General features: G+C 52.0%; 12 protein-coding genes. 4 read left to right on the top strand and 8 right to left on the bottom strand.

The genetic code is table 11. The features are described 5' to 3' along the window. Window positions 1-17: 17 nt before the first annotated feature. Together OOF89_RS20340 and OOF89_RS20335 are read right to left on the bottom strand one after the other, a co-directional pair. Window positions 18-449 carry a nucleoside 2-deoxyribosyltransferase gene (locus tag OOF89_RS20340; RefSeq protein WP_266082388.1) on the bottom strand — a complete coding sequence of 144 codons (432 nt, stop codon included), beginning with the start codon at window positions 447-449 and terminating at the stop codon, window positions 18-20. Window positions 450-579: 130 nt separating this feature from the next. After that, window positions 580-1635, bottom strand: coding sequence for a mannonate dehydratase (locus tag OOF89_RS20335; protein ID WP_266082386.1), 1056 nt, complete (start codon window positions 1633-1635; stop codon window positions 580-582). 1102 nt (window positions 1636-2737) lie between these two features. On the opposite strand from OOF89_RS20335, the gene OOF89_RS20330 reads away from it, so the two are divergent. Both OOF89_RS20330 and OOF89_RS20325 read left to right on the top strand, forming a co-directional pair. Further along, window positions 2738-3076, top strand: a complete 339-nt coding sequence (locus tag OOF89_RS20330; protein ID WP_266082384.1) for an ArsR/SmtB family transcription factor — start codon at window positions 2738-2740, stop codon at window positions 3074-3076. Continuing rightward, window positions 3073-3576, top strand: a complete 504-nt coding sequence (locus OOF89_RS20325) for an SRPBCC domain-containing protein (protein ID WP_266082382.1) — start codon at window positions 3073-3075, stop codon at window positions 3574-3576. The genes OOF89_RS20330 and OOF89_RS20325 overlap by 4 nt, the downstream gene beginning before the upstream one ends. 44 nt (window positions 3577-3620) lie before the next feature. Here the strand turns inward: OOF89_RS20325 and OOF89_RS24575 are convergent, their stop codons facing one another. The 5 genes from OOF89_RS24575 to OOF89_RS20305 all read right to left on the bottom strand — a co-directional run bounded on the left by OOF89_RS24575 (window position 3621) and on the right by OOF89_RS20305 (window position 7825). Then, window positions 3621-3767 (bottom strand): UxaA family hydrolase, encoded by a 147-nt coding sequence (locus OOF89_RS24575; protein ID WP_328517207.1) that lies wholly within the window; start codon window positions 3765-3767, stop codon window positions 3621-3623. A 220-nt stretch (window positions 3768-3987) separates the two neighbouring features. Continuing rightward, window positions 3988-5292, bottom strand: a complete 1305-nt coding sequence (locus OOF89_RS20320) for a TRAP transporter large permease (protein WP_266082380.1) — start codon at window positions 5290-5292, stop codon at window positions 3988-3990. After that, complete coding sequence (locus OOF89_RS20315; RefSeq protein ID WP_266082378.1) at window positions 5285-5851, bottom strand: TRAP transporter small permease; 567 nt, start codon at window positions 5849-5851, stop codon at window positions 5285-5287. The genes OOF89_RS20320 and OOF89_RS20315 overlap by 8 nt, the downstream gene beginning before the upstream one ends. Window positions 5852-5895: 44 nt before the next feature. Next, a complete protein-coding gene (locus tag OOF89_RS20310) occupies window positions 5896-6945 on the bottom strand; it encodes a TRAP transporter substrate-binding protein (protein ID WP_266082376.1) in 1050 nt (349 codons plus the stop codon). A gap of 91 nt (window positions 6946-7036) precedes the next feature. Continuing rightward, window positions 7037-7825 carry an SDR family NAD(P)-dependent oxidoreductase gene (locus OOF89_RS20305; RefSeq protein ID WP_266082374.1) on the bottom strand — a complete coding sequence of 263 codons (789 nt, stop codon included), beginning with the start codon at window positions 7823-7825 and terminating at the stop codon, window positions 7037-7039. Window positions 7826-7997: 172 nt separating this feature from the next. Here OOF89_RS20305 and OOF89_RS20300 point away from each other — a divergent pair, with 172 nt between their 5' ends. After that, window positions 7998-8960 carry a mannonate dehydratase gene (locus tag OOF89_RS20300; protein ID WP_266082372.1) on the top strand — a complete coding sequence of 321 codons (963 nt, stop codon included), beginning with the start codon at window positions 7998-8000 and terminating at the stop codon, window positions 8958-8960. Between the two features lie 275 nt (window positions 8961-9235). Beyond that, entirely contained in the window at window positions 9236-9997 is a 762-nt protein-coding gene (locus tag OOF89_RS20295) for an IclR family transcriptional regulator (RefSeq protein WP_266082370.1), read from the top strand. Window positions 9998-11848: 1851 nt separating this feature from the next. Here the strand turns inward: OOF89_RS20295 and OOF89_RS20290 are convergent. Next, the gene (locus tag OOF89_RS20290) at window positions 11849-12256 is read right to left on the bottom strand and encodes a PPC domain-containing DNA-binding protein (RefSeq protein ID WP_266082368.1); all 408 of its coding nucleotides are present in this window, start codon (window positions 12254-12256) and stop codon (window positions 11849-11851) included. Window positions 12257-13288: the final 1032 nt, after the last annotated feature.

The raw sequence follows: 13288 nt of genomic DNA, 5'->3' as shown, positions 1-13288 counted from the left end.
GATAAAAGTTCGTGTCCTCAGTCGTACTGTCTGACCGTGGCCACGAGTTCCTCTGGCGTTTCGACCTTCTCCTCGAACAGTCCGTACAGCATGGCGTTGTACTCCTCACGGAATCCGAAGGTTCGGCGGTCAGTTTTGAGGGCGATGACTGGAATATCGTGGTCGTAGGCGAATGCCATCTCGACACAGACTCCCTCGGATGGGACGCGTCCGTCAAGCGTCGCCGTGACCAGATCAGCATCGAGAACGTTCCGTCGGTCGAGTTCAAAGATTTCCTGCATTGCGTTTCCGGCACCCTTTTCTTCCGAAAGTGTGTCGCTTTCGAGTCCATCTCGCTGGGGTAAGAAGACGTCATGACCGTCATCTTCTAGCATACCACAGACACGCTCGTTGAATTCTAACTCTGCCTGTGTGAACAGAGGTGCCGCGAAGTAGATGTTCAGTGACATCGATTGTGGAATTCGAGAGAATAGTAATAAATATTTGGGGTAGTGAACTGACGCTTAGATACGACGGATGCTCGCTACGCTCGGTCTATACGCGACGGATATCGTTCGTTCGGGTCCGCCCGTTGCGACGCTACACATCTGTTTGTTCGCGAACTGCTTTGAGTAACCCCTTCAGGTAGCCGACGGTGTACGTTCGTCCGCTTACGCTACCGAACTCCCATTCGGTGTCGCCTTCCATAGCCGGTACGTGATCAGGAGTCATGACCCCGGAGAAACCGATATCCTGTAACGTACGCATTACTTCATACTCGTCGAAGTTGCTTGCTTTGTCGTCAATGAACGTCTCGTGGAACGACGGGACGGTTCCAACGACGTCACGGAAATGGACATAAATGATGTTTTCGCCACCGAAGTAGCGAAGCACTTCCGGAATGTTCTCGCCCATTTCAGACCAGCATCCGAGACAAAACTTGAGACCGTGATTGTCACTCGGAACGAGATCAAGCGCCCGTTTGAAGTTCTCGAAATTTCGAAACAGGAGCGGGACCCCGCCAAGGCGTTCTACGGGTGGGTCACTCGGGTGAATACCGAGCTTGACCCCTGCCTCTTCGGCAACCGGAACGACCTCTTCAAGATACGATTCGTACGCATTCCAAATCTCCTCTTCGTCGTATTCACGGTCGTATAGCAGCGTCTCGCTATCGATATCGTCCATAGAGAACGCCGACGCTTCGGCACCACCGCGTATCTTTACGGTTCGAGACGTCCGAACGGCACCATCTGGCGGGTGCCCGCTATATCCGAGAACTGGAACCCCAGCTTCACCCATGTTTCGAATCGTCGTTTTGATTGCTTCCGTTTTTTTCTCCCGATCGCCGTCACCGAGGAGGATTTCGTAGAGAGGAATCGGCATCTTCTCGAATGCAAAGAGACGAAGATCATGGGATTCGACCTTTGCTTGGATCTCCCGTATTTCGTCGATAGTCCACGCCCTCCCCATCGGCATCGCTGATTCGAAGCCTGGATGTCGGTGCGGTGTGAGCAGAACATCATCCACACCAAGCTGTTGCATCAGTCGAAGAACCTCGTCAGTAAGCGGTTGATAAGAGCCCATCGCAACCCGCATCGGGAGTTGGTCGAATCGCTCGCGACCCGTAGCTACACTAGTAGCAGTCTGGTTTGACATCAGTACCTAATTGTGAAGTATGCTATATAATATTACCTCCTACCAAGAACTCGGCGCGGTACGAGATGGCAGTCGTGAGCGACGAAGCAACAAGGGTTTGAGACCTACTGTCTTTTTGTGGTCTTCAACGTCGATTTCACACACAAGGGACGTCGAGAGTGGAATCGATTCACTACCGGCCCAAATAACCACCACGATTCATAACGAGAATATGCTAGTTCCCTGTGAGACTGTTCTCCCCCGATACTGCTTTTTCGATTTGTTTAGCAATAGTAAACATAGGATATATTCATAGCATATTTGGGAGGTATAAATGAGTTTTATACATGGGTGAAGCTAAGCCATCGCTACATTCTCAACCATTAATAATTGTGCTTCCAAAGATGGAGAGAATTATGACGTGGGGTGGAAACGAGTGTTTTAGTAATGCTAAAATCGAGGGGAATCATGAAATTACAGAACTAGTGTTGTAATTCAAATTGGGTTGGTAGATGTTGTCAGTGTTGATGTACTATTCTGAGATGTCGGATTTGAGTGGACGTAGATCTATTGTGCGAAAAACTCGATCAAATTGGAAGTATATATACGGAAATGATATATAACAAAAATATCAGAACTTGTAATATCATGTATAGTTTAGATATAGTGGTGGTAAGGCTAGAATGTTCACAAATTCGATGAGCTGTTTATTTGTCAAATGAAGCTCTCTAAGGGCGCTATCTGACGGTTTTAGTTTCATATCGTCTATTTAAAAGTTGATTTATCATCTAATCTTACCAATGTATTGAAGACTACAGAATGATACTGATAATGATATAATTTTCAAATAGTCACTAATATGTTCTATCTGTTCAAATGTTACTCTTGTGGAGATGAACATATCCAGCTCGGATTCTGGAGGTGTACCGCATAGTTTGACCTGAGGGTCCCAGGGTGGGGTTGCTTTCGCTTAGAAATTTAGGCGGGAGAAGATTCGCTCCATCCAATATAGAGAGTGTAATTGGTTTTATTCTCGTCGAGAGACGCGCTCTCTGCCAGAATCGTCGAAGGCAATTTGTTTAACCAATAGGTTTAATATTGAGTGTGCTGTACGTTCAACCGGATGGTTGAACAACAGCCGAACGACCAGGATCTCGACGCGATTTTCAAGGCAATAGCCCATCCAATTCGCCGAGAGGTCCTCGAACAACTCGCCGATGGCCCCGAAAGCGTCGGCGAGATCGCCGACCCACACGACGTCTCGTTGGCGGCAGTCTCCAAACACCTACACGTGTTGGAAGATGCAGGATTACTCGATATCGAGAAGGACGGCCGGGTTCGACGATGTCACCTCAATGCCGCGCCGCTGAGTGAAGCCTTTGGATGGCTGACCCGGTATCGCGTCCTCTGGGAGGACCGCTTCGACGCGTTGGCCGACCATCTGGAGCAAGAAGACCAATGAGAAACAACACCGATGACGGAAGAGAACCCCGGAATGAGGCAACCACAGATGAAGATCGAAGTATTACCGTCAACCGCGTGATCGAAGCCACACCAGAGAGAGTCTATGAAGCCTTCGTCGATCCTGACGAACTCGCCGCGTGGCTCTCGCCAGAGGGCTTTTCCTGTGAAGTTCACGAGTTCGACGCCACGGAGGGCGGCACTTTCCGCATGTCGTTTACTGCCGACATCGATGAATTGGAACCGTATGCTCACACGTTCCACGGGACATACGAGGAACTATCTCCTGGCCAGCGGATCGTCTACACCGAGGAATTCGAATCCGACGATCCAGGAATGACCGGCGAGATGACGACCACGGTTACCTTCGAGAAGGTCTCCGACGGGACCGAGGTCACAGCTCACCAGGCGGGAATCCCCGAAAACATCCCGCCCCAAGACGCCAACGAAGGATGGAATGACTCTCTCGGAAACCTCGCAGACATCGTTGAGGAGGCGTAGCGCACGGATTGATTCGGGGGTCCTGTTGAACACCCCACTTCCGCTTATAGATTTGAGCAGTCGTAAATTTCTGTTCCCGACGACACAACAAGCACCGCCCCGGCGTTCGGGTCGCAGGCGATACCCGACAGCGTCCGCTCGACTTGATCACGGGTAGGCACGGGTAAGCACGTTAATATCTGATGGTGCATGACTCTAGTGTTCCAGCCGTTCGGACGGCAATAGCCTGACGACCGCCAACCATGTAACCAGCGTCAGCATCATTTCGGCGTAGATTCGCATTTCGTCGGATTCGCCCTCCCGTTTGCATCTTTCGAAAGTGGCCGGACTCAATTTTATACGCAACTAAAAATGTCCCGTCGGCCCAGCCATCGCCGAATAATGGGCGAATGACTGAACGTGGCTTTAATATCAGCCGCTCATCACCTCGGTCGCCGGAATCATGACGATATCCGGGAAGAATATCGTAAGGAGGAGAGCAAGTAATATCGGAACGTAGTATGGGACGATGGCCCGCATCACCTCTTCGAGACTCGCATCGGTCACTTTCTCTAATACGAAGAGGATAACGCCGAACGGCGGTGTCAGGAGACCGAGCATCAACGTCAGGATCATTACGATTCCGAAGTGGATTGGATCGATGTTCGCGATCTTGAGTATTGGGAGGAAGATCGGCACGAGAATCGTTATCGCCGCGATCGTCTCCATGAACGTTCCGACGATCAATAGGACGCCAACCAGGAGTAGCATAACGATTGTGGGGTCGGAGGAGAAACCGGTGATCTGGTTTGCCATAAGTATGGGAAGCCGGAGCTGTAGCGCGACCAGCCCGTACAGCGACGCAATGCCGACAATGAATGTTAATGAGAACGTTTCGACCATACTGTACTGGAGCTCTTCTACCAGTTCGCCGAGCGTGAGTTCGCTGTAGACGAACGCACCTAAGAGAACCGTGTAAACCACGGCAATTGCGCCCGCCTCCGTAGCCGTAAAGAGACCGGTTACGATCCCCCCTACGATCAGTACTGGGGCCAGAAGGGGAAAGACTGCATTCTTGAGACATGACCAGAACTGAGCGAGGCTGAACGAGTCCTCGGTCTCGTACCCTCGCAGGTAGACGAAAACGAACACGAGCATCATGAGGAACAGACCGATGAGAATCCCTGGCACCACGCCGCCCATGAACAGCTGTCCAATAGATTCACCGGCAAGCACGGCATAAATAATTATCGGCACGCTCGGCGGGATGATCGGTCCAATAATCGCGGAGGAGCCGGTTACGCCGAGCGAGATGTCCTTTTCGTACCCTTGATCGCGCATGGCTGCGTACTCCACACGGCCGAGACCGGCCGCGTCGGCCACTGCCAGCCCAGACATCCCCGAGAAGATCATGCTAGCAATGATGTTGACATGGGCGATCCCGCCGCGGAACTGGCCGACCATGGAATTGGCCAGGTCGAAGATGCGCTGAGTCATCCCGATGCGGTTCATCAGCCGTCCCAGGAGTAGGTAGAATGGGATCGCCAGCATCGTGAAACTGTTGAGCCCATAAAGCAGCTGTTGGGCAATGACGCCGTAGTTAATACCGTTGCCGTAGGGGGAGAGCATAACGATGACAACGGTGGATCCCATCGCAATCGCCACGGGAACGCCCAGCGCGTACAGTACGAGAAGTACCCCTAGCAGCAACCCGCTGAGAACGAGCAGTTCATTCATCGATCGTTCCCTCCCCGATTTCCGTCTCCGGCCCGTCTGTGCCGAAACCGGTGGCGATTCGTTTCATGGTAACTCCGAGGTCTACGGCGGCATACAATATCGTCAGTGAGATTCCAATGCTTATGCCGAAGTAGATATAGCCAGACGTGACGAATCCGATTCCCCCGATGGACGTCGACCAAGCGTCGGTGGCCATCACGACCGTCGCTCGAAGAGCGACGCCGAGAAACCCGATGACGATGAGGTCGCTGAAGATACTGAGTAATCTTCCGACGTTGGTGTTCCAATTCTTGATCCGTTCCAGCATGAACCGTATCGAGATGTGTTCGCCATTCCGGATGGCGACGGCCGCTCCGAAGTAGGTCGCGATGATGAACAAGAACTTTGCCGCCGGTTGCGTCCAATGAAGGACCCCAAATGTCGGGATGTTGAACCATCGGACGAAAACCTGCACCGTTGTGAGAACGATCGTGAGAGTGAAAAGGGCTGTAGCTGTGTACAGTACAGCCCTGTCGAAGAGAGTGTCTTTTCTCAGATCGAGTGATTGATCAACTTCCATTGTTAGTTGGTGTGGTCATTTCAGTGTTGGTACGTTGCATAACACTACAAGTTCTGAATCGTCTTCCAGTCGAATTCCCAGGTGTTCTTGAACAACCGGTTGACCGCAGGTTTGGCGGCCGAACGGAACGCCTCGTGATCGACATCCTTCACGACGGTCATCCCGTTCGATTTGAGTTCGTCGATAAGATTCTCTTCGCGATCCATTGCGGTCTGTGATGCCTCCTCAGTCGCTTTTTCTCCGAGTTCGAGAATCATATCCCGATATGTCTGGTCGAGGCCCTGGAAGAATTGTTCATTCATGTACATGTTCCCGTTGGCCACCAGATGTTGGGTGAGACTGAGGTGGCTCTGTACCTCGTTGAGGTTGAACGAGGAAATCTGCGAAGCACCGCCTTCGGAAGCATCGGCCGTCCCCGTTTCGAGAGCGCTGTACAGCTCGTCGAGGGCGATGGGCGTTGGCGACGCTCCGACTTCCTTCCAAGTCGCCACCCATGGATCGAGCTCGGGGAGTCGGAGGTTCAATCCCTTTACGTCCTGCGGACTCTTTATCGGCTTGTTGGACGTGAAGTTCCTGTTCCCGCGATAGATCTGTTGGCCGATGGGGCGCTGATTTCCTTTCTTTTTCAGGGTGTCGTGACCCTTTTGCATCTTATCGCTGTCCAGCACCGAGAGGAGCTGATCGTAGTCCGAGATGACGAACGGACAACCGAAGAACCAGTATGCAGGTGCATACTGGAAGTAGGGGAAACTCCCGGCAGCGTGGGCTTCGACACCACCCTGATTGACGAGCTCGCCGATCTCGTCCTCGGATCCGTATGAACCGCCAGCGCTGATCTCGACCGAAACGTCACCGTCTGACTCGGATTCGATTTTCTTCTTGAAGTTCTTTGTAGCCTTGACCAAGACGTGTTCTGGTTCGAACGTACTAGCGATGGTGAAACTCACGTCAGCGTCACCACCGCCGCTACCGCCTGAGTTATTTCCTTCGGATCCGCCACTGTTGCCCGAACAGCCTGCCATCGAAGCGATAACGCCTGTGCTGAGTCCTTTGACTAATGACCGTCTACTGACACCGGAAGCTCCATTTACCATGGTTCATCACACAGGTTCTGCCTTAATAATAAAAATCTTTTCTCCGAGGAGAATTTCGCCACTGTTCTTGCTGATAGTGCGTTCGACGCCGCTACGCGCGATTCTCGCGGTACCGCCACGCGTCCGAGGCCCATCCGCCGTCGGCCCGGAGCACCTCCCCGGTTACGTAATTATCACCTCGTGCCAGGAAACTCACACAGTTGGCCATCTCCTTGACGGTGCCGTACCGCGCCATCGGCGTCCGCCGACGGATGTCGGTGTCGGTGTACCCTACCGAATCCTGCGTCTGGTCCGTGATGTCCGTCTGGATAAACCCCGGAGCGAGTGCGTTCACGCTGACGCCATCTTCCGCCCACTCCACAGCAAGCGTTCGAGTAAGGTTGATGACGCCTGCCTTCGCCGCACAGTATGGCGCCCGCATGTGGAATCCCATCTCACCCATCATCGACGCGACGTTGACGATCGCCCCGCCGTCGTCCTGGGAGAGCATCTGTCGCCCTGCGGCACGGCAACCGATGAACACGCCAGTCAGGTCTACGTCGATCACCTGCCGCCAATCCTTGACGGTGATCTCCTCCGCTGGGCCGACTGTCGTCATGCCTGCATTGTTCACCATCACGTCCAGCGAGCCGAAGTGGTCGACAGTCGCCTCGACCATCGCTACCACATCATCCTCGTCGCTCACGTCAGCCTGTACTGCAACGGCCTCACCTCCCCGGTCGGTGATCTCGTCGACGATTGACTCCGCTCGGTCCTTCGAAGAGTGGTAGTTGACCACTACTGACGCTCCCTGTTCCGCGAGTTTAGTTGCAATTCCGCTTCCGATACCTCTCGATGCGCCCGTGACGATAGCTGCGTCTCCTGCAAACGTGTCGCTCATTCGTGGTTCATCAAAGGTTTGCACGAGGGCGTATTTCTATTTTTTCCCGGACCTGACTGATCCGCTCACATCCCCTGACCTCACACGCTTTTGCCGCCGGACGAAGAGGAAGGTTTCGGCAGAAATCCGTTCAAAACAAATCTATTTAAGCGTGGTTCTAATTCGTCACGCTATGGTCGACTTAGCGGTAGTCCAACCGCCACAGCCAGACGAGAGATGGCAACTTGCCAAACAGATGGGCATAGAGAACGCCGTTATACACACCTTAGAGATCGGAGACGGCAAGACCTCTTGGTCGTATCACGACCTTCTGCGTCTCAAAAATTGGTGCGAGGACGCAGGGCTAAACATCAGCGTCATTGAGGGGAGCGTTCCACTGACCGACCGCGTCAGGCTTGGACGGGAAGGTCGCGACGAGGATATTGAAGAATTCAAGCAGTTCATCCAGCACTGCGGACAGCTCGATATTCCGGTCGTCTGTTATGACTGGATGATTGGCATCCGCTGGGCGCGCACCGAGACGCACGTCGAGGCTCGCGGCGGCTCGCTGGTGACTGCGTACTCAAACGACCGGATGCATAGGGACGGGGTAGAACCGGCAGTCAATGCCTCGAGCGAAGATATCTGGGATGCGCTGGAATACTTCTTGCAAGAGGTTACGCCAGTCGCAGAGGCGGCGGGGGTGAAGCTCGGTCTCCATCCGGACGACCCGCCACGGGAGTCATTGGGCGGAATTCCTCGAATCGTCAACAGTCCCGAGGCATATCAGCGCGTCCTCGACATCTACGATAGCGAGCACAACGGCATAACGTTCTGCCAAGGCAACTTCGCCGCAATGGGCGTCGACCTCCCGGCGACGATCCGGCGGTTCGGCGATCGCATCAACTTCGTCCACTTCCGGGACGTCGAAGGTGACGCCAACAACTTCGTCGAGACGTGGCACGACGAGGGCCCCCATGACATGCTCGCGGCGATGGAAGCATACCGGGACGCTGTTGCCGACAACGTAGTGATGCGTCCGGATCACGTCCCGACAATGGTCGACGAGGACAACTCTAACCCTGGCTACCATACCAAGGGGCGGCTGTTCGCGGTCGGCTACATGCGAGGTCTGCTGGAACAGACCCAACAATAGATCGACTGACGCATCGTTGGCCTGCCGAATTGGCGCGTAGGCATGCCGTTCTTTCCTCTGATCAACTGTGATGACGGTTCATCGTTCCACCGTATTCGCCTCTCTCGTTCCTATGCCATTAGTCCACGCTCGTCCACCAATTGAGTCACAATTCAACGGTAACCGCTGACGGTACGAACAATATTAAAACATCATTAATTATGAAGGCAGGTGTCCAGTAATATTGGACTCATTTCGAAAGTAATATTGAGGCATTGGTACGTGACAGATACACAATGACAAACAAGCCAAACCGGATCAAGGCGGTCAAAAACGTGTTCGAGATCGTCGAGAACGTGGGGGAACTCGACGGTTGTGGGGTCCGAGAGCTGGCGGACCATATGGACATCCCAAAGAGCACGGCCCATATATATCTCAAGACACTGGAAGATGCCGGATACGCGGTCAAGCAAAACGGGGAGTATCAACTTAGCCTCCGATTCCTAAGGGTAGGAGGGCAGATCCGACATAACAACAACCTATATCAGGTAGGCCGCAATGAAATCGATGATCTGGCACTGGCGACGGGTGAGGTCGCCACCATAGGATGCGAGGAAGACGGCTACCGGGTGATGCTGTATCGAACCGAGCCGACCGGTGCCATCTTCAATAACGCGCCGACTGGTGAGTACACCCGGATGCACTGGACAGCGCTCGGCAAGGCGCTACTGTCTCAGAAGTCAAACGAGGAGATCACTGAGATCGCCGACAGCCATGGGCTCCCACGGGCAACAGAGCACACGATCAGCAACTGTGACGCCCTGCTTGACGAGATCGAGACAATTAGGTCTCAGGGGTACGCCGTCGAGGCCGAGGAGCGCGTCAAAGGTGTCAAATCCGTCGCCATCCTACTCGAGAGTGACTTTGAGACCCCCGATGCTGCCATCTCTGTCGCTGGACCGAAGCACGATTATACCCCCGAACGAATCCAGGAGGAACTGCTTCCGGCGCTCCAAAACACAGCAAATGTGGTCGAACTAAAGTCCAAACACTACTGAATTCCATACCCTTATAGGGTTAATTCGCCGTCGACGTAGTCATCTCGCCGGTGAGGTAGTTCAAGTTCACATACGAGAAATACCGTGAGGCCGCTGACGTCTTCCGCCGTCCCGCAGCGGGCGACGGGACGCTTTTGGCCCGTTCTTCGACTCACGACAGGTCCTCCGGCCAAACATTCTCGTTCAAAGATGTCTTCGTTGTTCTCGGGGCAATCGTCACTACGGATACACCGTCAGAGCCGTAGTCGACCGAAAACTATCGGACCGCTGTATCGAGGCGCACTTTTACCATGCAGGTATCCCGATATCGTCCTCACGTCAGTCTGCCTGCGGAATGATTTTTCGTGTCAAACAGAATCGAGTCGCTAAGCAAACTGTGTCCAGTATCATTGGACAGAACTAGTAGAACGGACAAACCGATCCGATCCTGGCCGCGGAGGCGGACATGAAGGCGCTCGGTACGGGAAATAACTCGTCCCACGAATCCTATGGACGTGCTGGTTCTACAAATCAGAACCTACGGAATACCCGCGGCGAATCACGTTGCCGCATTGCATTCTGTCCATTGGGCGAGGCCACTGGTGGGGGAACACTGAACGACAGGAGACACTCCCAATGACTACTCGCAGTGGTAAGGCCAGAGCATGATCATCACGCCACACAACGCCAGGCCCTCACCGGCTTATGGGGACCGGGTGACAAACATCGTCGTCGGAAACATGTGGCGACTGACCGGCAGGAGGATGTTTGGCTCCAAAACATGGTTCGACTACCATGTGGCATAAGTACGCGAGCGGCCTCATGGCTTGTAAACGCATCCCCCGTTGATCGGACTATAGATGCGGTCGAAAAACATCGGCACAGTGTGTTGCGTTTTCCGCTGACCACCATTGTTGGACACCAGATCGCCTCCGTTCGCGCTTGTTTCGTCCGCCTGTAAGAGTGGATCGTGATGTCCACCCTACACACCGTACTTCAGTGACCCCTCAGCGGAGGTTAGGCGTGTACCATCGGTGCATTACATGGCTAGTCCTGTAATACCTAGGACACAGGCCACTCCCCATTGAAGGAGGTTCAATAAGGAAAAAAATCCGATTAACAATTCTAAACAGATAGTTCTGCGTTAGTATTTTGTACTCATATGGTTTGTTCCTACCAATTTGTCAATAACGAGGTCGACTTTCGAATGCATATCGGTCGTGGACGTCGCGAGGGCTGAATCACGTTATCTTTGTCAGGTCAAGAACGTTAATCGGAGCGTCTTTAGGAAATTTAATAGGTCTCACGCAGGGTGCGGACTTTGAATGAGATAGGTTCTAGTCAGCCGTTCAATACGAATCAAATCGGTCCTTCGTATCTGTGTCTACCACCACGAGCGCGTTACACTCGGTATTCGGTCTAAATAGTTTCCTGCTGAGAGCTGTTCAAGTACGATCTCAATTAACTACTAGTATAGCCAGTAAACTAACCTACGCAGTTACTACGGTGAGAACTATGATTCACATGTTCAATAACGTGGATACCAAATATACATCGAGATTTATACGTTCGTAGTTTTAGGAACGTGGATTAATCGTAATTCCAATCCATTTTAGAAAACATGCGTTGATAGGAATCCATCATGTCGTCTTCGTATCTGTTCCGAGAGGGGATGACCAGCCGTTCTCACTATCACTAGTGGAATTCTATGGCGTGTATTGGCTTTACTACTTGAGTTTTGAAGAAATTGTCGAGTCGCTTCACCAGTTCTGTGGTTCTCTCTTGATATAGGATGGGCAAAACAAATCGACTCAGCACATTTTATCCCCTATATTAGGGGATAAAATCCATATAGAACAGTTGATGAGAGAATTAGAGTTCAAATACGTTGAGTCCAGTTCGTTCATCAAGTTGATGACGTAACGGTGTTTCGCCTTTCTGAACAATGAGTTCGAAGGTACCTGAAACGCGAGCACCACTACAGTGACCACCAATTGATTCGAAATTACGCTTCCCTAATTGAATGTGGGAATGAATTTTGTCCGGACCGATATTTCCAGTGAAGTTGGTTACCTCGAACTCGCCCTTGAACGTCTCTTCGTGGTACTGCTGCCGCTCAACGTCGTAATGTCCGAGTGTTACTTCGTCGACGGCCCCAATTCCCGTAAAAAACGCACTCTCGATTGATTCAGTTTCTCTGAGTTGGCTGAGGGAATCAAGGACTTGGTCACCAGGATCGAGTCGAACAATGAATTGGTTCGCTTCGTCTACATACTCCATGATCTATGCAGCAGTTACGATCGCTTACCACTTAATTTCTTCCGCACTAATCCCCACGAATGATAGATGACTTATGTACGATACTGATTAGCAGAACTCACATCAATATTAGACCACATAGAAACGTACTGTCGGAATTATTTGACCAACAAATCATCGTATATTGGGTTGTATTTGTTGGTTAAAACCACGGCATAGAAACCAATAACAATCAAGTCAAATATTCTGATTTGCAGTCGATATATATTTCTGAAGAGGAAATAAGGCAGATAAACTTACAACAGATATGTAGGAATCCCATGCGCTTAGTATTTATGACGTTGAGGTACCGGAAGCCGTGAGTGAAGACGGATTTAAATGAAAAATAGGCACACGAACGTGGCTAGATCTGTCGTTATGGCTTCGATCAACTAATACAGGAGGCATACCCTCCGCTTCAGCTGACGCTACGATTTCGATCACTGAGCTGTGATCGCTTCTCGTCGATGGAGAGGTTGTCAACAGAGAGGCCGTCCTAACATCGGAGGATTTCGCCATGTATCTGAGCGAGACAGAGTCGATCTGGACGTGTAGAATCAATCGGCGTACGAAACGATTCCCTATTCGATCGAGATTTACTATCGGTCCCATCGCTACTAATAGAGACGCCAAACCGTTTGAAGCGATGAAATCTGCTTCACCGAGGGCGGCAATCCACCCATTTCCACTTCCGCTTAGTGAAATATGCGGAAGTGAAAGGCGAAACACCACCGTCAGCGTAAACGCGGTTTACAACGACTCTACCAGTAGAATTCAGTCTGTTAAGAAAATATAAATTGTATAGTGCGATATCAAATCTGCGCCAGGATAGAAATAGTCACTACGATAGTCTTGGGTCGAATCTCGGTGGGTCGTGGTTCCCCTCGGCGATCAAGCGCCGATATCGAACCCCCGGAAGCGGACCACCGTTACAACTCCCAGGGGCGGTCCCAGCAAGGTTCAAGCGCTCAGTCAGGAAGGATCATTGGAGAGACAATGATCTCTGACACATCA

The organism is Haladaptatus caseinilyticus (genome assembly GCF_026248685.1).
Taxonomy (GTDB): domain Archaea; phylum Halobacteriota; class Halobacteria; order Halobacteriales; family Haladaptataceae; genus Haladaptatus; species Haladaptatus caseinilyticus.
This window is presented reverse-complemented; position numbering and strand designations above follow the sequence as displayed.

Bases quoted from the DNA above. Each gene is read 5' to 3' on its own strand.
- OOF89_RS20340 (WP_266082388.1), bottom strand. From the start codon at position 449: ATGTCACTGAACATCTACTTCGCGGCACCTCTGTTCACACAGGCAGAG.
- OOF89_RS20335 (WP_266082386.1), bottom strand. From the start codon at position 1,635: ATGTCAAACCAGACTGCTACTAGTGTAGCTACGGGTCGCGAGCGATTC.
- OOF89_RS20330 (WP_266082384.1), top strand. From the start codon at position 2,738: ATGGTTGAACAACAGCCGAACGACCAGGATCTCGACGCGATTTTCAAG.
- OOF89_RS20325 (WP_266082382.1), top strand. From the start codon at position 3,073: ATGAGAAACAACACCGATGACGGAAGAGAACCCCGGAATGAGGCAACC.
- OOF89_RS24575 (WP_328517207.1), bottom strand. From the start codon at position 3,767: ATGCACCATCAGATATTAACGTGCTTACCCGTGCCTACCCGTGATCAA.
- OOF89_RS20320 (WP_266082380.1), bottom strand. From the start codon at position 5,292: ATGAATGAACTGCTCGTTCTCAGCGGGTTGCTGCTAGGGGTACTTCTC.
- OOF89_RS20315 (WP_266082378.1), bottom strand. From the start codon at position 5,851: ATGGAAGTTGATCAATCACTCGATCTGAGAAAAGACACTCTCTTCGAC.
- OOF89_RS20310 (WP_266082376.1), bottom strand. From the start codon at position 6,945: ATGGTAAATGGAGCTTCCGGTGTCAGTAGACGGTCATTAGTCAAAGGA.
- OOF89_RS20305 (WP_266082374.1), bottom strand. From the start codon at position 7,825: ATGAGCGACACGTTTGCAGGAGACGCAGCTATCGTCACGGGCGCATCG.
- OOF89_RS20300 (WP_266082372.1), top strand. From the start codon at position 7,998: ATGGTCGACTTAGCGGTAGTCCAACCGCCACAGCCAGACGAGAGATGG.
- OOF89_RS20295 (WP_266082370.1), top strand. From the start codon at position 9,236: ATGACAAACAAGCCAAACCGGATCAAGGCGGTCAAAAACGTGTTCGAG.
- OOF89_RS20290 (WP_266082368.1), bottom strand. From the start codon at position 12,256: ATGGAGTATGTAGACGAAGCGAACCAATTCATTGTTCGACTCGATCCT.